We start from the raw sequence: 18939 nt of genomic DNA, 5'->3' as shown, positions 1-18939 counted from the left end.
GCCCCCGCGGCGGGGGGGTGGGGGGGGGGGCGGGGGGCGGGGGGGGGGGGGGGCGGGCCCCGCCCGGGGCGGGGCGCGGGGGGGGGGGCGCCCACGGCGCCGCGCCCGGGGCGCCGCCCCTCGGCCGCCGCCGCGCGCAGGCCGTCGGCGACCTGAACGGCCATCGGCCGGGCGGAACCGCGGTCGACGGTGAGAATCAACTCCTCCGCAGCGCTCATGAAGTGGTCTTTCATTCTTCTGTCGAATTGGCCGTTCAATGATGCCATTGTGGGGAACATGCTGGTGACATGACCGAGTCACGTGCCGCCCGGACCCCGCTTTCCCCGACCTCGCGCAGCACTCTCACGCGCTACCGGGACCGCGCCGCCGCCGATCGCGGCGCGCTGGACGCGGTTCTCGACGACGGTCTGATCTGCCACCTCGGCGTGCTGCTGCACGGCGCGCCGGTGGTGCTGCCGACCACCTACGGTCGCGACGGCGACACGCTCTACCTGCATGGTTCCACCGGCGCCGGGAATCTGCGCGCCGCCCTCGCCGAACCCGTGTCGGTGGCCGTCACACACCTCGACGGCATCGTCTACGCCCGCTCGGCCATGCATTTCTCGATGAACTACCGCTCGGCGGTGATCCACGGGCGGGCCGTCGAACTCACCGATCGGGAGGAGCGCCTGCACGGCCTGCGCGCCGTGGTCGAGCACGCCGCGCCCGGCTCCTGGGATTACGTCCGCCCGCCGACCAACAAGGAACTGGCCGCCACCATGGTTCTCGCGCTCGACCTCACCGAGGCTTCGGTGAAGACCCGGGCCGCCGGGCCCAGCGATGATCCCGCAGATCTCGGTTCCGACGTCTGGGCAGGTGTACTACCGGTCCGCCAGGTCTTCGAAAAGCCGGTTCCCGCAGCGGATCTCGCGTCGGATATCGACCTCCCGGAGCATGTGCGCGCCCGGGTCTCGTCCGCATCGGCACCGGTGCGCGCACGATCGTAAGTTATCCGGGCAAGGCGCACAGTGCGGTGCGCCACCGCCGAGTCACCACCTGGTGTTCGGCAGGTCGAGCGAGTCGAGAGTGGCTGTCGCGAACGCTCGGAGGGATTCGGCGCGGTCGATGTGGTCCGGATCCAGCGAAACCAGCGCGAGTGTGTAGGTGTGTGCGGTGCGGGAGAGGTACGCCGACAGGCGGGTTCGCGGCAGCTGGGACCGCGACAGTCCGGGATGGATGGCGCGCGCCGCGACGCCGGTGCAGCGGTGCGGGCCGAGGTGGGTGAGCGACGCCGGTAGCGCGCCGATATTGGAGCACAGCACATCTCGCTCACCCGCTCCCCGCGACAGACGGTAGGCCAGCCGCTCGGGCAGCACCTGGAGCAGTTCCTCGGGCAGCCCGCTCGGCGCGGACATGCGGTGTTCGTATGCGGCCCGGCACTTCTCGCGCAACGTCGCGGGCGTATCGGCGCGCGTGACCGTGACCTCGGTCATCGCCATGTCGTTGTCCACCCGTGGCTCCGCCCGCGTGTCGACCGGAACACTGGCGTCGATGGTAGGTTCGGGAAACCCGCTGTCCCACAGCATCTTCGCGACGAGATACACGAATAGACTGTTCGCGGTCCCGCCGTGCGCGGCACTTACCAGCTCCCAGTCCGCCGCCGGAACTTGCAGCACGGCACCGCATGTCGCGTGCCGTCCCGCGCTGGTGACCCGCGCGGCCGGTGCGGTCGGCCGACTCGGCACGCCGCGTCGCAGCGCGCGCGCCGTGCCGCCCAGCACGATCGACCACTGCCGCCGCGCATCGGCCCAATCCGACTCCGCCGCCGCGATTTCCGCGCCGTGCGCCCCGGCCGCCCCGGCCAGCGCCCGGTCGACCGCGATCGTCAGGCCGCGCCCGTCGGCGAGTGCGTGCGAACACGTCAGCGACACCACCGACCCGCCGTCGTCCAGCCGCGTCGCCGACAACCGCCACCCCGGCCCGAACTCCGGATCGAGATCCGACCCCTGCGGGTCCGCCCAGTCCAGCAGCTCCGCGGCCGGGAGCGGGCGGTCGGCGATACGCAGCGGATGCGCCGAGTCGTTGGCCCGCCAGGACGGGCGCGCGCCCGGCACCCGCGGACGCACGACCCGCCGCCCCAGCGGGCCGACGCGCAACGCCGCGTGCACCTGCTCCAGCACGGCCGGTGTCACCCGATCGGCGGTGCGCCACAACCCTTGCAGGACGATCGGCGTACCGAGGCCGCGATGCGTGCGCAGGAAGATCTCGTCGACGACACCGAGTCGATTCGTCACCGGTGGCCGCTCCCGCTCGACTACGCCGAGGCCCCGTGGCGACCCGCGCCGGACGCGAAGCGCTGGGCACCGGCCAGCGCACCCTCCGCGTCCGACAGCGCGGTCAGGCCGTGGCGGAACTCGTTGCCGATCGCGGCCTCCTCGTCCAGCCCCCACTGCTCCAGCGCGGAGGTCCGGTCCGAGCGCAGGCAGGTCTGCGGCAGCGCGGCCAGTTCGGCGGCGAGTTGTTCTGCGGCCGTGCGGGATTCGCCCGGCGGCACGACGCGGTTCACCAGCCCGATCTGCAACGCCTCGGCGGCGCCGACGGCGCGGCCGGTGAGAATCATGTCCATGGCCCGCCCCGCGCCGATCAGGCGGGGGAGCCGCACCGTGCCGCCGTCGATGAGCGGCACACCCCAGCGCCGGCAGAACACCCCGAAGGTGCTGTCCTGCTCGGCAACTCGCAGGTCCGCCCACAGCGCCAGCTCCAGTCCGCCGGCCACCGCGTAGCCCGAGACCGCCGCGATCACCGGCTTGGACAGCCGCATCCGGGTCGGACCCATCGGCCCGTCGCCGTCGGCGGCCGCTCGATTGGAGCGTTCGGTACCAAGGGATTTCAGGTCCGCGCCCGCGCAGAACGTGCCACCCGCGCCCCAGAGCACCGCCACCGAGGCCTTCGGGTCGGCATCGAACTCACGGAAGGCGTCGGCCAACGCCTGTGCGGTGGGTCCGTCGACGGCGTTGCGGGCCTCCGGGCGATCCAATACCACCGTGCACACCGGGCCGTTGCGTTCGATCCGGACGCTCATGACCGAACCGCCGTTCCACCGGGCGGCATCGCTGTGTCGAAGGTGTCTGCGGCCACGTCCGCTCCTCGCTGTCGTCGACCGCCGCGACCCGCGCGGCGTGCCGTTCCCGACCCGACCATACCCCCTTGCGGCAAGAAATGAATCCGTGATTCACTTCTTGCATGGCCTACCGCAGAACCCCTGCCGTGCAGGCCCGCCTCGACGCGCAGGCGGGCGCGATCGTGCACGCCGCCGCCCGGGTGCTGTCCGAGCGCGGGTTCTCGGGTCTGTCCATGGCGGCCGTCGCGGCCGAGGCGGGCGTGGCCACCGGCACCGTCTACAAGAACTTCAGCGGCAAGACCGAGTTGGTGACGGCGGTCTTCCGCGATGTGGTCACCCGCGAGGTCGCGGCGGTGGCGGCGGCCGGCGCCGAGGGCACCTCCGTGGACCGGGTCACCGCCGCGGTGGAGACCTTCGCGGGCCGCGCGCTGAAGAACCCGAAGCTGGCCTACGTACTGCTGGCCGAGCCGGTCGACGCGGCGGTCGATACCGAGCGGCTGCGGTTCCGCCGCGCCTTCGCCGAGACCTTCCAGTCGGCGGTCGCCGAGGGCGTCGCGAACGGCCAACTGCCGCCGCAGGATCCGCGGGTCAGCGCGGCCGCCCTGGTCGGCGCCATCGGCGAGGTGCTGGTCGGTCCGCTGGCCGACGGGCTACACGGCGAAGCGGTGGTGCCCGAACTCGTCACTTTCGCCTTGCGGGCCTTGGGCCTGCACGAATAGGAGTCCACCATGCTCACCCACGAAGTGTTCAACCAGGTTCCCGACCTCGTCCCGTTCGACTTCTCCCGCAATCCCGCGCTACTCGAGGGGCTGCACCGGGAGGGCGCGGGCTGGGCCGAGGCCGAGGTGCGCGAATTGGGCGCGCTCGCAGGCGGTTCCGTGGCGCAGGAGTGGGGACGCCTGGCCAACGACAACCCGCCGGTGCTCCACACCCACGACCGCTACGGCCACCGCGTCGACGAGGTCGAGTTCCACCCGTACTGGCACGAGCTGATGCGGGTGGCCGTGGCCCACGGCCTGCACGGCAGTCCCTGGCTCGACGAGCGTCCCGGCGCGCATACCGCCCGCGCCGCCAAGTTCTACACCTGGGGTATGGCCGACGCCGGTCACATGTGCCCGATCTCGATGACCTACGCGGTCGTCCCCGCGCTGCGGCACAACCCGGAACTCTCGGCCCGGTTCGAGCCGCTGCTGGGTTCGCGCACATACGATTTCGGGTTGCGGGAGCCCTCGTCCAAGTCCGGCCTGATCGCGGGCATGTCGATGACCGAGAAGCAGGGCGGCTCCGACGTGCGGGCCAACACCACGACGGCCACGCCGCAGTCCGACGGCACCTACCGCATCGTCGGGCACAAATGGTTCACCTCCGCGCCGATGTCGGACATGTTCCTCACCCTCGCCCAGGCGCCCGGCGGGTTGTCGTGTTTCCTGCTGCCCCGGGTGCTGCCCGACGGCAGCCGCAATCCGCTTCGGCTGCAACGGCTCAAGGACAAACTCGGCAACAAGTCCAACGCCTCCTCGGAGATCGAGTACGAGAACGCGGTGGGCTGGCTGGTCGGCGCGGAGGGCGCCGGGGTCAAGACCATCATCGAGATGGTGAACATGACCCGGCTGGACTGTGTGATCGGCTCGGCCACCGGGATGCGGGTCGGCGTGGTGCACGCGGTGCATCACGCACGGCATCGAGAAGCCTTCGGCGCCAAGCTCATCGACCAGCCCGCGATGCGCAACGTCCTCGCCGATCTGGTCATCGAGTCCGACGCGGCGACCACGGTGATGATGCGCCTGGCCGGGGCCACCGACCGCGCCACCGCCGATCCGGCCGAGGCGGCGCTGCGTCGCATCGCGCTGGCGGTCACGAAGTACTGGGTCTGCAAGCGTGCCCCCGCGCATGCGGCCGAGGCGTTGGAGTGCCTGGGCGGCAACGGATATGTCGAGGAATCCGGGATGCCGCGGTTGTATCGCGAGGCGCCGCTGATGTCGATCTGGGAGGGCTCCGGGAACGTGGCGGCGCTGGACGCGCTGCGCGCGATGGGCCGACAGCCCGAAACGGTGGAGGCCTATTTCAACGAGGTCGCCCTGGCGCGCGGCGGCAACCACCATCTCGACGACGCGATCGACCGCATCGGCAAGGAACTCACCGATCTGACCGACATCGAATACCGCGCCCGCCGCGTGGTCGAGTTGATGGCGCTGGTGCTACAGGGCGCGCAGCTGGTCCGCCACGGGCACGCCGCCGTCGCGGACACCTTCTGCGCCACCAGGTTCGGCGGTGACTGGGGCATCGCGTTCGGGACGCTGCCGGTCGGCGTCGACACCGGGGCCATCATCGAGCGCGCCTTCGTCTGACGGCGCGCCCTACTGCTTCACCAGCGTGGCGACCTGCAGGTGGGGCCAGTCGACCGGCACGGCGGGGTCGGGCTGCGGTCCCGCCGGAAACCGCAGGGTCGCATGCTGGCTGTACTGGAGTTGCAGGGTTTCGGTGCCGTCGGGCCGCTGCACCGTTTCGATCCACAGCACGGACCGCAGCGCGACGGCCTCCGCGTTCGAGGTGACGAAGCCGATATTGCGGATATCGGCCGGGCCCGTCCGGACGTCGAGGGTGGTCGTGTGCAGCACGGTCTGTTCCTTCAGCACCCGGCGCAGCAGCACCGCGGGGTTGCGCAGGGTCTCGTCCGGAATGCCCGGCGGCAGTTGGGTTCCGGTCGGCGGGAAGTAGCCCTGGCCGAACATGAAGCCGCGCGGCGTGGAGTCCAGCGGCGGAATGTCCGGCGCCCCGGGGACATCCGCCATCGGGGCGCCCTGGGCCAGGAAGGAGTCGCCGTGCGGAATGTTGCCCATCCGCACCACGGTCGGCCCCGAGGTCGGCGCGGAAGTCGGTGGCACGAACAGCCACATGCCGTTCTCCACGTGCAGCGATTCGCTGGTCTGCGCGTCGGAGATCTGCTGTAGGTAGTGCAGTCCGCGAAAGACGATGTCGTCCTGGAGGTTACCGCGGTTCAGGATGGGCGCGCCGATCTCGGTGAAGGTCAGCGTCTCGTGAGTGGCGTTGAGGCGCAACCGAAACGGCGCGCCGCCTTCGTGGTCCGGCAGTTCGGCGAGGCTGAATCCGGTGCCCATCCAGGTTCCGGGCAGGTTCTGGAGCGGACCGAGGTCGGCGGCGTCGCCGGGTTGCGGTGCGGCGGCGCGAAAGACGGTGGACATGGACCCTCCCGAGACGAGTTCCCCCGCGTACCGGTGTACCGCCGCGCCGCTTTCCGCGCATGCCCCCAATTCGGTCGTGCCGGTTCATCCTACGAGCAAGTACACGCTTCCGGCGCGGGATGTCGTGGGCCGCGAAGGGATCAGGGCGCCGCCGCGACCGCCAGCCCGATGAGGGCGATCACCTTCAGCACCTCGAAACCGATGTACCAGTAGTGCGCGGTGGACCGCGGCCCGTCCTCGCCCGCCAGCACGCGGTCGGAGCGGCGGGTCAGCGGCGGGCGGACGACGACCACCTGCACGGCCAGCACGACCGCGGCCGCGATCAGCCACGCCCACGTCGCGCCCGACGGCCCGACCACGAGAGCGGCCACCACCAGCACCGCCGCGAGCACTGCCTCGGCGATATTCAGCGCTCGGAACACCAGGCGACCGATACCGAGGCCCAGGGCGAGCGTGATGCCCGGCGCCCGGAACTTCAGCGGCGCCTCGAGGAACGAGATCGCCAGCACCATACCCAGCCACAGCATCGGCAGAAACCACAGCACATGTCGTGCAACCGACGTCATGGTCGTGACGGTACCTGCCTTACCGCCGCGCGCGGTACCACCGGATCAAGGCATCCGTCGACGAATCCGGCTGCGGCGCGGGATCCTCGGCGGCGGTCAGCAGCGGTTCCAGCTCGAGGGCCTGCTGCTTGCCCAGTTCCACGCCCCACTGATCGAAACTGTCGATGCCCCAGATCGCGCCCTCCACGAACACCTGGTGCTCGTACAGCGCGATCAGCTGTCCGACCACCCCCGGGGTGAGCCGCTCGGCGAGGATCGCGGTGGTGGGCCGGTTACCCGGCATCACCTTGTGCGGCACCAGCTTCGGGTCGGTGCCCGCGGCGGCGATCTCGGCGGCGGTCTTGCCGAACGCCAGCACCTTGGTCTGGGCGAACAGGTTGCTCATCAGGATGTCGTGCATGCTGCCGGTGCCGTCGCGGGTCGGCAGGTCGTCGGTGGGCCGGGCGAAGCCGATGAAATCCGCCGGGATCAACCGCGTGCCCTGATGCAGCAACTGGTAGAAGGCGTGCTGCCCGTTGGTGCCGGGCTCGCCCCAGAAGATCTCCCCGGTCGACGTGGCGACCGGGGTCCCGTCGGCGCGCACCGACTTGCCGTTGGACTCCATCGTCAGTTGCTGCAGATAGGCCGGGAAGCGGGACAGATCGTTCGAATACGGCAGTACCGCACGGGATTCCGCGCCGAAGAAGTTCGAGTACCACACCCCCAGCAGACCCAGCAACAGTGGCGCGTTGGCGGCCGGGGGAGCGGTCCGGAAGTGCTCGTCGACGCTGTGCATCCCGGCCAGGAATTCGGCGAACCGCTCCTTGCCGACGGTCGCCATCACCGACAGCCCGATCGCCGAATCCACCGAGTAGCGCCCGCCGACCCAATCCCAGAAACCGAACATGTTGGCGGTGTCGATCCCGAACGCCGACACCCGTTCCGCGTTGGTGGACACCGCCACGAAATGCTTGGCGACCGCGTCCTCGCCCAGCGCGGCGACCAGCCAGCGGCGCGCGGCGGTCGCGTTGGTCAGCGTCTCCAGCGTCGAAAACGTCTTGGACGCAACGATGAACAGCGTCGTCGCGGGGTCCAAGCCGTCGAGCTTCGCGGTCAGGTCCGCCGGATCGATGTTGGAGACGAACCGCGCCGAGATGCCCGCGTCGGCATAGTGCCGCAGCGCCTGATGCACCATCACCGGACCCAGGTCCGAACCGCCGATGCCGATGTTCACCACCGTGCGGATGCGCTCGCCGCTCGCGCCGCGCCACTGCCCCGAACGCAGCGCGTCGGTGAACTCGCCCATCCGGCGCAGCACCTCGTGCACCTCGGCGCCGGCGTCGGCGCCGTCGATGGTCATCGACGCACCGGGCGGCAGCCGCAGCGCGACGTGCCCGACCGCGCGATCCTCCGAGGTGTTGATGTGCTCGCCGCCGAACATCGCGTCGCGGCGGCGCGGCACCCCCGCCGCCTCGGCCAATTCGACCAGCAGATCGAGGGTTTCGCGGGTGACACGGTGCTTGCTGTAGTCGATGTGCAGGTCGGCGACCTCGATGGTCAGGTCCCGCCCGCGTTCCGGATCTTCGGCGAAGAACTCGCGCAGGTGCCGGTCGGCAATGGCCGAATGATGATCGCGCACTTTCCGCCAGGCCGCCGTCGCGGTGATGTCGCTGCTCACAAACTTCGACATTACCCACCCGATACGTACCGCGCTGGTTCCGTCGGGCGCCCGCGTCGGCTCGTAGGCTTGGGGCATGGTGTCCGAACGCGAACTCCTCGATTCAGTCCCTACGCAGCTGTGGATCGGCGGGCCGGTGGATGCCACCGGTGGCGCGACGTTCCCGGTCGAGAATCCGGCGACGGGCGAACCGCTGACCCACGTGGCCGACGCCGCCCCGGCGGACGCGGTCCGCGCCCTGGACGCCGCGGTCGCGGCCCAGGGCGAATGGGCCGCCACCACGTCCCGCGATCGCGCGGAGATCCTGCGCGCGGTCTACGACCGAATCGTCGAGCGCACCGAGGACCTGGCGCTGCTGATGACCCTGGAGATGGGCAAGGCACTGCCGGAGAGCCGCAACGAGGTGCGCTACGGCGCCGAGTTCTTCCGTTGGTTCAGCGAAGAGGCGGTCCGCGTGCACGGCCGCTACCAGACCGCGCCCACCGGCACCGGCCGCATCGTGGTGCACAAGCAGCCGGTCGGGCCCTGCCTGGCGATCACGCCGTGGAACTTCCCGCTCGCCATGGGGACCCGCAAGATCGGCCCGGCCCTCGCGGCGGGCTGCACGATGATCGTCAAACCGGCCTCCGCCACCCCGCTCACCATGCTGCTGCTGGCGCGGCTGTGCGCCGACGCGGGTCTGCCCGCGGGCGTGCTGTCGGTGATCACCAGCAGCCGTTCCAGCGCCGTCACCGAACCGCTGCTCACCGATTCCCGCCTGCGCAAGCTGACGTTCACCGGCTCCACGGAGGTCGGCCGGACGCTGGTCGAGAAGTCCGCGCACGGCCTGCTGCGCACCTCGATGGAGCTGGGCGGCAACGCGCCGTTCGTGGTGTTCGAGGATGCCGACGTGGACGCCGCCGTCCAGGGCGCCATGCTCGCCAAGCTGCGCAACGGCGGCGAGGCGTGCACCGCGGCCAACCGCTTCCACGTGCACAACTCGGTGCGCGCCGAATTCACCGAGAAGTTCGTCGCCGCGATGGGCGAGGTGAAGCTCGGCCCCGGCAGCGACCCGTCCACCACGCTGGGTCCCCTGATCAACCAGAACCAGCTCGATACCGTCACCGAACTGGTGGACGACGCGGTCGCCAAGGGCGCACAGGTCGCCCTCGGCGGCAAGGCCCCCGGCGGGCCGGGCTACTACTTCCCGGCGACGATCCTGTCCGAGGTGCCCGAGTCGGCCCGCATATTGCGCGAAGAGGTCTTCGGCCCAGTTGCGCCGATCGTCGGCTTCGATACCGAGGAGCAGGGTCTGGCCGCCGCCAACGACACCGAATTCGGTCTGGTCGCCTACGCCTACACCCGGAATCTGGACCGCGCCCTGCGCATTGCCGAGGGCCTGGAATCCGGCATGGTCGGGATCAACCGCGGCGTCATCTCCGACCCCGCCGCGCCCTTCGGCGGCGTGAAGGCGTCCGGTTTCGGCCGTGAGGGCGGTTTCGAGGGCATCGACGAATATCTGTCCACCAAGTACATCGCGCTGCCGTAGCGCGGCATCCGGGCAGAAGAAAACCGCCCCGGGCGAAAACACCGGGGCGGTCTCTGGGGCAGCGGCGCTCGGGAGCGCCGCGTGTGGTCAGTGGCCGAGCCGGCCGCGGCCGAGGCGCAGCAGCAGCATGGCGAGGGTGTGGCCCTCCTGGCCGAGTTCGCTGAACCGCTCCAGCACCTTCATCTCCCGCGAGTGGACCAGGCGCGGTCCGCCGTTGGCCATCCGGGTGCGGCCGATGATCCGCGAGATCTCGGTGCGCCGCTTGACCGCGGCGAGAATCTCGGCGTCGAGCCGGTCGATCTCCTTGCGGAGTTTATCGATCTCCGCCTCGCTGCTGGGCAGCGCGGAATCGGACCCGGTCTCGGTCGTAGAGGTACTCATACTTTCTCTCCTCGTGTCAGAACTTCGATCGGTGCGCGGCCCCACCCCGTTACCGATCGGTTCTTTCACCGTGAAACAGACCCGGTGGGTCTTTCATTGTCCCCCGTCGAAACATGCGCTCAGGTGCAAGGTCGGTGACCACGACGGGCTGTGCTCAGCCGAGCGGAAGTGGACGCGAGAGCGCTGGTCATGCCGCCAGTCTGCCACGGGCCCCGAGGCGAGCCAAACAGTTCTTCGTTCTCGCGGCTGCGGAGTGCGTCACCGGACTACAGGATGTCGGTGCCCGCCGGTAGCGTGGATGGACGATGGAGACGACGGTGGCTGACAAGACGCGCTCTGCTTCGGAACCGGCAGATTCCGAACGCCCGGAGCGGACCGAGGGGGACGAGCTGAACCGACGGCCGGCGGGGGGTGCGGAGCCCGCCGACCGCGCGCGAGAACGGGCCGAGGGGCTGCTCGAGGGCCTGAATCCGCAGCAGCGGGCGGCGGTGATGCATTCGGGTTCGCCGCTGCTGATCGTCGCGGGCGCGGGGTCGGGCAAGACGGCGGTGCTCACCCGCCGCATCGCCTACCTACTGGCGGCCCGCGGCGTGACACCTGGCCAGATCCTGGCCATCACTTTTACCAACAAGGCCGCCGCGGAGATGCGCGAGCGGGTGAGCGGACTGGTCGGCCCGCGCGCCACCAATATGTGGGTGTCCACGTTCCATTCCAGTTGCGTGCGGATCCTGCGCACCCAGGCCGGGCTGCTGCCGGGCCGCAACTCCAACTTCTCCATCTACGACGCCGACGATTCGCGCCGCCTGCTGGCCATGATCATCCGCGACCAGGACCTGGACCCGAAGAAGTACTCGCCGCGCCTGCTGGCCACCGCCATCTCGAATCTCAAGAACGAACTGATCGATCCCGAAACCGCCTCGGCCGACGCGGAATCCGACGAGAGCGAGCTGCCCGGCATCGTCGCTCAGGTCTACACCGAGTACCAGCGGCGGCTGCGCGCGGCGAACGCGCTGGACTTCGACGACCTGATCGGCGAGACGGTCGCGCTGCTGCAGCACCACCCGCAGGTGGCCGAGTACTACCGCCGCCGATTCCGGCACGTGCTGGTCGACGAGTACCAGGACACCAATCACGCGCAGTACGTACTGATCCGGGAACTGGTCGGCCACCACGCCGAGGCCGAGGTCGACGATGCCGATGCCGGGGCGTCGGCCGCCGATCCGGAGTTCACCCCGGTGCGCCGCGAGGACGCGGTACCGCCCAGCGAACTGTGCGTCGTCGGTGACGCCGACCAGTCGATCTACGCGTTCCGCGGCGCCACCATCCGCAACATCGAGGAATTCGAACGCGATTTCCCGGACGCCGAAACGATTCTGCTGGAACAGAACTACCGCTCCACCCAGCACATCCTGTCCGCCGCCAACTCGCTGATCTCCAAGAACGAGGGCCGCCGCGAGAAGAAGCTGTGGACCGATTCCGGCGACGGCGACCTGATCGTCGGCTACGTCGCCGACAACGAGCACGACGAGGCCTCGTTCGTGGCCCGCGAGATCGACCGCCTGGCCGACCAGGGCGACTACAACTACAGCGACGTGGCGGTCTTCTACCGCACCAACAACAACTCCCGCGCGCTGGAGGAGATCTTCATCCGGATGGGCCTGCCCTACAAGGTGGTCGGCGGCGTCCGGTTCTACGAGCGCAAGGAGGTCCGCGACATCGTCGCCTACCTGCGCGTCCTGGAGAATCCGGACGACGCGGTGAGCCTGCGCCGCATCCTCAACACCCCGCGCCGCGGCATCGGCGACCGCGCCGAGGCGTGCGTGGTCGTGCACGCCGAGCAGCGCGGCATCGGTTTCGCCGCCGCCCTGCGCGACGCCGCCGACGGCAAGGTCGCGCTGCTGAACACGCGGGCGCAGCGGGCCATCGCGGGATTCATGGATCTGCTGGACGGGATCCGAGCGGCCGGCGCGCAGGAGGATCTGGACTTCCCCGATGTCGGCAATGTTGTCGAGGCCGTCCTGGAGCGCACCGGCTACCGCGCCGAACTGGAGGCCTCCGACGATCCGCAGGACGGCGCCCGTCTGGACAACCTCAACGAATTGGTCAGCGTCGCCCGGGAATTCAGCTCCGAGGCACGCAACAACGTGGCCGCGGCCCAAGAGGAGGGCCTGGTGCCCGAGGCCGCGGAGGGTGAGCCGGAGCCGGGCTCACTGGCGGCCTTCCTGGAGCGCGTGTCGCTGGTCGCCGACACCGACCAGATTCCCGACGAGGGTTCGGGCGTGGTGACGATGATGACCCTGCACACCGCCAAGGGCCTGGAGTTCCCGGTGGTGTTCGTGACGGGCTGGGAGGACGGGCAGTTCCCGCACATGCGGGCCCTGGGCGACCCGACCGAATTGGCCGAGGAGCGCCGCCTCGCCTATGTCGGCATCACCCGCGCCCGCCGCCGGCTGTATCTCACCCGCGCGGTGGTGCGATCGGGCTGGGGTCAGCCGGTGTCGAACCCGGAATCCCGGTTCCTGCAGGAGATTCCGGGCCACCTGGTCGACTGGCAGCGCCTCGAGCCCGCCGCCACGGTCACTCGCGGATTCCGCCGCCGCGGCGACGACGATGGGCTGGAACGGGATTGGACCCGCGGCGACGGCTGGGATCAGCGCCCCGGCCTGCGCGATCGAGGCCCCCGCCGCCCGGCCCCCGGCGGCTCCGGCAAGCGCAACAACACCGACCTGGTGCTCGCCGTCGGCGACCGCGTCAGCGACGACAAGTACGGCCTGGGCCGAGTGGTCGCCGCCGAGGGCTTCGGCGCCCTCGCCACGGTCACCATAGATTTCGGCACCGCGGGCAAGATCCGCCTCATCCCCCAGTACAGCCGCACCCTGGTCAAGCTGTAGTAGACGAAAGGAAACTGCCTGCGGCTCAGTCTCGCTCGGGTCCGAGCGAGATGCCGCGGGACGCGAGCCAGGGGAGTGGGTCGATCGCGGAGCCGCCGTGGGGGTGGACCTCGAAGTGGCAGTGCGGGCCGGTGGAGAAGCCGCGGTTGCCGACGGTGGCGATCTGATCGCCCGCCATCACGCGCTGGCCGACGCTGACCGTGGTGGTGTCGACGTGGCCGTACACGGTGACCGTGCCGTCGTCGTGTCGCAGCCGTACCCACATGCCGAAACCGGAGGCCGGCCCGGCGTCGATGACGGTGCCGTCCTCGACGGCGTAGATGGGGGTGCCGATGGGGGCGGCGATGTCCACGCCCTCGTGCGGTGCGCCCCAGCGGAATCCGAAGCTGGAGGTGAAGTTGCCGTAGGCGAACTTCGTGTACAGCGGCTTGAGCTTGGCGGCTTCCTGGGCGGCCAGGTCGGCCGCGAACTGCTCACCGTGCTGCAGGATGTCGCTGAATTGGCTGAGGTCGGTCACCGGGGCCACGCTGACCAGCTGCGAGGACTGCTGCTGCGGTCCGGCGGCGGCCGGGTCGGCGACGCTCACGGCCTGCGCCGCGATCTCGTGCACCTGCCCGTCGGCCTGGTAGTCGGTGGTCGAGGAGGGGCTCTGGCCCGTTGACTGCATGGTCGCCTGCCCGGCGGCGACGACCGCGCCCGCGGCCACCGCGACGACGGCCGCGCGGCCCTTGAGCGCGGCGGGCGGTACGGGCATGCGATGCGCGCCGGATCGGCGGGGAGCGATGCGGTGCGGGCGGGCGGGTGCGTCGTCGGCGATGGCCGCAAGCCCGGGATCGGTGTGTGACCAGCCGCTGTGCGTGCTCGACCCGTCGTCGGCGGCGCGGTAGTCGTAGTCGTAATCGCCCTGATCGGCGGCGTCTTCCGGCGTGCCCCAGGAATCCCAGGCGGGGGCATCGGGTGGCGGTGTGCCCCACGGGTTCTCCGCGGGCGCGTTGTTCCACTCGGCCGCGGCCGGGGCGCTCCAGCCGTGCTGGGCGGGGACGGCCGCGGCACCGGTGTAGGAGCCGAACTCCACACCGCCGAACGGATGGTCGCCGTCCTGCCGGTAACGCCGGGCGGACTGGGCGCGATGTCCGTGCTGATACGGATCGGCGGTCATCGGCGCGGGCCCGACTCGGGATGACGCGATGCGGCGGACAGGTCGCCTGCGGAGCGGCTCTCTACCTGCGGAGCGCTGTGCTGCAACAAGCCTGCCGTCCTCCTGTGTCGTCTCCGAGTCTCACCGTGGTGACGCGAGTTGTCGTCTGCGGGACGTATTGTTCCCGCCGACGTCGTGACCGTGCTGTGACATCGACCGCATCGACGGTAACGAAACGATTGCAGCTCGGCAAGCGCTGCGGTCCATCTGTCCTGACATGTGAGATTGATCACGATAACACCAGGGAATATCTCACTATCGAGTGGGCATTGAGGTGAGCGTACTCGACGACGATTCGTAGTAGTCGGTCTCCTGGGCCGGACTTCTCCGGCTCGACCTGCCGTGGTGTCGGCAACCTACTCGCCGGTAGCCTTGGCCAGCGCTTTTACCGCCCGGTATGCGGGCCCGTGACCTGCGCCACTTAGGCTGTATGCGGCTGATTTCCCCTCCATGTGACTGATTAGAGTCCGATTCGACCCGCCTCCGACGACGGGCCGCCAACAAAGTCGTTGTACAACAACGCAGACGAGACGGTGAGTACATGGATCTCTTCGAATATCAGGCGAAGGAGCTCTTCGTGAAGCACGGAGTGCCTTCGTCGGAAGGCCGGGTCACGGACTCGGCCGAGGACGCCCGTGCGATCGCGACCGAAATCGGCAAGCCTGTGATGATCAAGTCGCAGGTCAAGGTCGGTGGCCGTGGCAAGGCCGGCGGCGTGAAGTATGCGGCCACCCCCGAGGACGCCTTCACCCACGCCTCCAACATCCTGGGTCTGGACATCAAGGGCCACGTCACCAAGAAGATCCTGGTCGCCGAGGCGAAGGACATCGCCGAGGAGTACTACATCTCCTTCCTGCTCGATCGCGCCAACCGCACCTACCTGGCCATGTGCTCGGTCGAGGGCGGTATGGAGATCGAAGAGGTCGCCGCCACCAAGCCCGACCGTCTGGCCAAGGTGCCGGTCGACGCGGTCAAGGGTGTGGACCTGGCGTTCGCCCGTTCCATCGCCGAGCAGGGCCATCTGCCCGCCGACGTGCTGGACGCGGCCGCGGTCACCATCCAGAAGCTGTGGGAGGTGTTCGTCAACGAGGACGCCACCCTGGTCGAGGTCAACCCGCTGGTCCGCACCCCGGAGAACGAGATCCTGGCGCTGGACGGCAAGGTCACCCTGGACGAGAACGCCGACTTCCGGCACGCCGACCACGCCGAGTTCGCGGACCGCGACGCCACCGATCCGCTGGAGCTGAAGGCCAAGGAGAACGACCTCAACTACGTCAAGCTCGACGGCGAGGTCGGCATCATCGGCAACGGCGCGGGCCTGGTCATGTCCACCCTGGACGTGGTCGCCTACGCCGGCGAGAACCACAACGGCGTGAAGCCGGCCAACTTCCTCGACATCGGTGGTGGCGCCTCGGCCGAGGTGATGGCCAACGGTCTCGACGTCATCCTGAACGACGCGCAGGTCAAGAGCGTGTTCGTGAACGTGTTCGGCGGCATCACCGCGTGTGACGCCGTGGCGAACGGCATCGTGAAGGCCCTGGAGATCCTGGGCGGCGAGGCCAACAAGCCGCTCGTCGTCCGGCTCGACGGCAACCGCGTCGAAGAGGGCCGCAAGATTCTGGCCGACGCGAACCACCCGCTGGTGACGCTGGCGCAGACAATGGACGAAGGCGCCGACAAGGCCGCCGAGCTGGCTGCGGCCAAGTAAGGAAACAGGTCAAATGTCTATCTTCCTGAACAAGGACTCCAAGGTCATCGTCCAGGGCATCACCGGCGGTGAGGGCACCAAGCACACCGCGCTGATGCTCAAGGCCGGCACCCAGGTCGTCGGCGGCGTCAACGCCCGCAAGGCCGGCACCACCGTCTCGCACACCGACAAGGACGGCAACGCCGTCGAGCTGCCGGTGTTCGCCGGTGTCGCGGAGGCCATCAAGGAGACCGGGGCCGACGTCTCGATCGCCTTCGTGCCGCCGAAGTTCGCCAAGGACGCCATCATCGAGGCCATCGACGCGGAGATCCCGCTGCTCGTGGTCATCACCGAGGGCATCCCGGTGCAGGACACCGCCTACGCGTGGGCCTACAACGTGGAGAAGGGCAACAAGACCCGCATCATCGGCCCCAACTGCCCCGGCATCATCACCCCGGGCGAGGCGCTGGTCGGCATCACCCCGGCCAACATCACCGGCAAGGGCCCGATCGGCCTGGTCTCCAAGTCCGGGACCCTGACCTACCAGATGATGTACGAGCTGCGCGACTTCGGCTTCTCCACCTCCATCGGCATCGGCGGTGACCCGGTCATCGGCACCACCCACATCGATGCCATCGAGGCGTTCGAGAAGGACCCGGAGACCAAGCTCATCGTCATGATCGGCGAGATCGGCGGCGACGCCGAGGAGCGGGCCGCGGCCTACATCAAGGCCAACGTGACCAAGCCGGTCGTCGGCTACGTCGCGGGTTTCACCGCCCCCGAGGGCAAGACCATGGGCCACGCCGGCGCCATCGTCTCCGGTTCGTCGGGCACCGCCGCGGCGAAGAAGGACGCGCTGGAGGCCGCGGGCGTGAAGGTCGGCAAGACGCCGTCCGAGACCGCCGCCCTGGCCCGGGCCATCCTGGAGAATGCCAGCGTCACCGCCTGACCACGGCACTACGCGCGAAGGCCGCCTCCCCCGTCTTGGGAAGGCGGCCTTCGATATTCGGCCCCTCGTCCCGGCATGCTCGTGGCCGGAACGACGGGAGGGGCTCAGGGAGCGGGCAGCAAGTGGCACAGGCCGAGCGTGCGCACGACCATGCAGAACATCTCGTTCAGATCCATCCGGATACCTCCGTTCGCTTCGCTTGCATCACGATTCGAGCGGGCTGCGGGTTCACGGCGGAATCTGCGAGGATCGGCCTGGACGCGGTGCCCGTGACCAGGCGGCGCGATTGCAGTAGCGTCAGTGAGGGCATCCAGCCGTGTAGACCATGAAGGACTCGATAGGAGACGACCACATGTCATACCCGACCGGGGGCTCCGGGTACAACGCGCCCGCACCGACGCCCTCCTCCGCGCCCAGCTTCGGCCAGACGGGAAGTAGTGCCGGTGCTGGATCCGGCGCGACGGAGTCGAGCGGCTCGAGCGCCAAAGGGCTGCCGTTCTTCTTGACCGTGGGCGTCGCGGCGCTGGGCGTCATCAACTTCCTGCTGGGCTTCACCGCCTTCGCCTCGTCGAAGGCCCAGGATCTGGGCATGGGCGTGAAGACCGAGGCCCAGTCGGAGACCTTCTTCAAGGCCGTCGGCATCTCGCCGCTGCTGGTGTTCCTGCTGCTCGGCGGTCTGCTGGCGGCCCTGTCGCTGCTGCCCAAGCAGAACTGGGTCGGCGCCGCCGCGGCGGCCAGCGCCGCCGGTTTCCTGGGCCTGCTGTTCCAGTCGTTCAGCCTGCCCGACGAGATCAGCCTGGCGTGGGGCGCCTGGGTGGTGCTGTTCCTGGGCCTGGTGCAGACGGCGGCCGCGGTGGTCGCGGTGCTGTTCGAGTCCGGCATCCTGTCGGCGCCGGCGCCCAAGTCGGCGGCGGCCGCGGGCGGGTACGGCTACGGCCAGCCGGGCCAGCAGTCCTACGGTCAGGGCCAGTCGGGGCAGGCCGCCTACGGTCAGCCGGGTCAGCCGGGCCAGCAGTCCTACGGCCAGTTCGGTCAGCAGAGCTACGGCCAGCAGGGCCAGCCCGCGCAGCAGCAGTCCTACGGGCAGTACGGGCAGCAGTCCTACGGCCAGCAGGGTCAGTCGCAGTACGGACAGCAGCCCTCCTACGGTCAGGGTCAGCCGAGTCAGCCCGGCCAGTACGGCGGCGGCCAGCAGTACGGCGCGCAGCCGGGGGCCCAGTCGCCCTACGGTGCGCAGCCGCAGCGCCCGCAGCAGCCGACCGGTGACGAGAACGCCACCCAGCACATCTCGGCGCAGCCCGGTCAGCAGTACGGTTCGCTGAACTTCGGCCAGAGCGGGCAGGCCGGGCAGAGCGGGCAGGCCCAGCCGTTCGGCGAGAGCCAGGCCTCGAACCCGGCCGCGGACGCCACCAAGGCCTTCCGCCCCGAGGACGACCAGAAGTAACAACGCACATCGGCGAGTCAGGCCGCGCTATCCGGCGCGCCTGACTCGCCGACGCGTATCGAGCTGTCACGCTGAATCCTTGTGAGCGAGTTGTCCGGCGGCCGTCGTGCGCGGTCGAGGCCGGTCGCCCGAGGTCGAGTGTCCGGCAAGGTGGTGTCATGAGATCGTCTCTGGCCCGGTGGGACGGTCACCGGGAGCCGGCGGGTGCGCCGCCCGGGCGGGGGGGGGGGGGCGGGCCCGCCCCCCCCCGGGGCACCCCCGGATAGTAGAGGACACCCGCGGGGGGGCAGAAACAACGATTGATGAGAACCCCCCCCACCCCCCCCACCCACGGA

Annotated in this window: 16 protein-coding genes; 8 read left to right on the top strand and 8 right to left on the bottom strand. The window is 69.8% G+C overall.

The genetic code is table 11. The annotated features are described in order from the left end of the window. The coding region (locus QH470_RS27630; RefSeq protein ID WP_280275279.1) for a hypothetical protein at positions 1–218 on the bottom strand (218 nt) is incomplete at its 3' end. Positions 219–287: 69 nt separating this feature from the next. Between QH470_RS27630 and QH470_RS27625 the strand changes: the two genes are divergently transcribed. Further along, the gene (locus QH470_RS27625; protein WP_280275278.1) at positions 288–986 is read left to right on the top strand and encodes a pyridoxamine 5'-phosphate oxidase family protein; all 699 of its coding nucleotides are present in this window, start codon (positions 288–290) and stop codon (positions 984–986) included. Positions 987–1028: 42 nt separating this feature from the next. Here QH470_RS27625 and QH470_RS27620 read toward each other — a convergent pair whose 3' ends face one another. Next, on the bottom strand, positions 1029–2273 hold the full coding sequence (locus QH470_RS27620; RefSeq protein WP_280275277.1) for a hypothetical protein: 1245 nt from the start codon (positions 2271–2273) through the stop codon (positions 1029–1031). A 20-nt stretch (positions 2274–2293) separates the two neighbouring features. After that, positions 2294–3061 (bottom strand): crotonase/enoyl-CoA hydratase family protein, encoded by a 768-nt coding sequence (locus QH470_RS27615; protein ID WP_280275276.1) that lies wholly within the window; start codon positions 3059–3061, stop codon positions 2294–2296. A gap of 161 nt (positions 3062–3222) precedes the next feature. Between QH470_RS27615 and QH470_RS27610 the strand changes: the two genes are divergently transcribed. After that, positions 3223–3819: a TetR/AcrR family transcriptional regulator gene (locus QH470_RS27610; RefSeq protein ID WP_280275275.1), complete on the top strand. Its 597-nt coding sequence runs from the start codon at positions 3223–3225 to the stop codon at positions 3817–3819. A 9-nt stretch (positions 3820–3828) separates the two neighbouring features. Beyond that, positions 3829–5448 (top strand): acyl-CoA dehydrogenase family protein, encoded by a 1620-nt coding sequence (locus QH470_RS27605; RefSeq protein WP_280275274.1) that lies wholly within the window; start codon positions 3829–3831, stop codon positions 5446–5448. 9 nt (positions 5449–5457) lie between these two features. Here QH470_RS27605 and QH470_RS27600 read toward each other — a convergent pair whose 3' ends face one another. The 3 genes from QH470_RS27600 to pgi form a co-directional block, all read right to left on the bottom strand. Continuing rightward, entirely contained in the window at positions 5458–6303 is an 846-nt protein-coding gene (locus QH470_RS27600; RefSeq protein WP_280275273.1) for a heme-binding protein, read from the bottom strand. A 140-nt stretch (positions 6304–6443) separates the two neighbouring features. After that, the gene (locus tag QH470_RS27595) at positions 6444–6869 is read right to left on the bottom strand and encodes a hypothetical protein (protein ID WP_280275272.1); all 426 of its coding nucleotides are present in this window, start codon (positions 6867–6869) and stop codon (positions 6444–6446) included. Between the two features lie 19 nt (positions 6870–6888). After that, positions 6889–8526, bottom strand: a complete 1638-nt coding sequence (gene pgi / locus QH470_RS27590) for a glucose-6-phosphate isomerase (RefSeq protein ID WP_280275280.1) — start codon at positions 8524–8526, stop codon at positions 6889–6891. A gap of 76 nt (positions 8527–8602) precedes the next feature. Between pgi and QH470_RS27585 the strand changes: the two genes are divergently transcribed. After that, the gene (locus tag QH470_RS27585) at positions 8603–10054 is read left to right on the top strand and encodes an NAD-dependent succinate-semialdehyde dehydrogenase (RefSeq protein ID WP_280275271.1); all 1452 of its coding nucleotides are present in this window, start codon (positions 8603–8605) and stop codon (positions 10052–10054) included. 87 nt (positions 10055–10141) lie between these two features. Here QH470_RS27585 and QH470_RS27580 read toward each other — a convergent pair whose 3' ends face one another. After that, positions 10142–10435 (bottom strand): chorismate mutase, encoded by a 294-nt coding sequence (locus QH470_RS27580; protein WP_187685319.1) that lies wholly within the window; start codon positions 10433–10435, stop codon positions 10142–10144. Between the two features lie 305 nt (positions 10436–10740). Between QH470_RS27580 and pcrA the strand changes: the two genes are divergently transcribed. Further along, positions 10741–13326 (top strand): DNA helicase PcrA, encoded by a 2586-nt coding sequence (gene pcrA, locus QH470_RS27575; protein ID WP_280275270.1) that lies wholly within the window; start codon positions 10741–10743, stop codon positions 13324–13326. 25 nt (positions 13327–13351) lie between these two features. Here the strand turns inward: pcrA and QH470_RS27570 are convergent, their stop codons facing one another. Next, on the bottom strand, positions 13352–14485 hold the full coding sequence (locus QH470_RS27570) for a M23 family metallopeptidase (protein WP_280275269.1): 1134 nt from the start codon (positions 14483–14485) through the stop codon (positions 13352–13354). Positions 14486–15065: 580 nt separating this feature from the next. Between QH470_RS27570 and sucC the strand changes: the two genes are divergently transcribed. The 3 genes from sucC (at position 15066) to QH470_RS27555 (ending at position 18604) form a co-directional block, all read left to right on the top strand. Further along, complete coding sequence (gene sucC, locus QH470_RS27565) at positions 15066–16232, top strand: ADP-forming succinate--CoA ligase subunit beta (protein WP_195100379.1); 1167 nt, start codon at positions 15066–15068, stop codon at positions 16230–16232. A 13-nt stretch (positions 16233–16245) separates the two neighbouring features. Then, positions 16246–17160, top strand: a complete 915-nt coding sequence (sucD, locus tag QH470_RS27560) for a succinate--CoA ligase subunit alpha (protein WP_280275268.1) — start codon at positions 16246–16248, stop codon at positions 17158–17160. A 352-nt stretch (positions 17161–17512) separates the two neighbouring features. Further along, the gene (locus QH470_RS27555; protein ID WP_280275267.1) at positions 17513–18604 is read left to right on the top strand and encodes a DUF5336 domain-containing protein; all 1092 of its coding nucleotides are present in this window, start codon (positions 17513–17515) and stop codon (positions 18602–18604) included. Positions 18605–18939: the final 335 nt, after the last annotated feature.

The sequence above is a fragment of the Nocardia wallacei genome (assembly GCF_029868745.1).
Classification (GTDB): domain Bacteria; phylum Actinomycetota; class Actinomycetes; order Mycobacteriales; family Mycobacteriaceae; genus Nocardia; species Nocardia wallacei_B.
The sequence above is the reverse complement of the archived record's forward strand: the minus strand, read 5'-3'. Positions and strand labels throughout refer to the sequence as shown.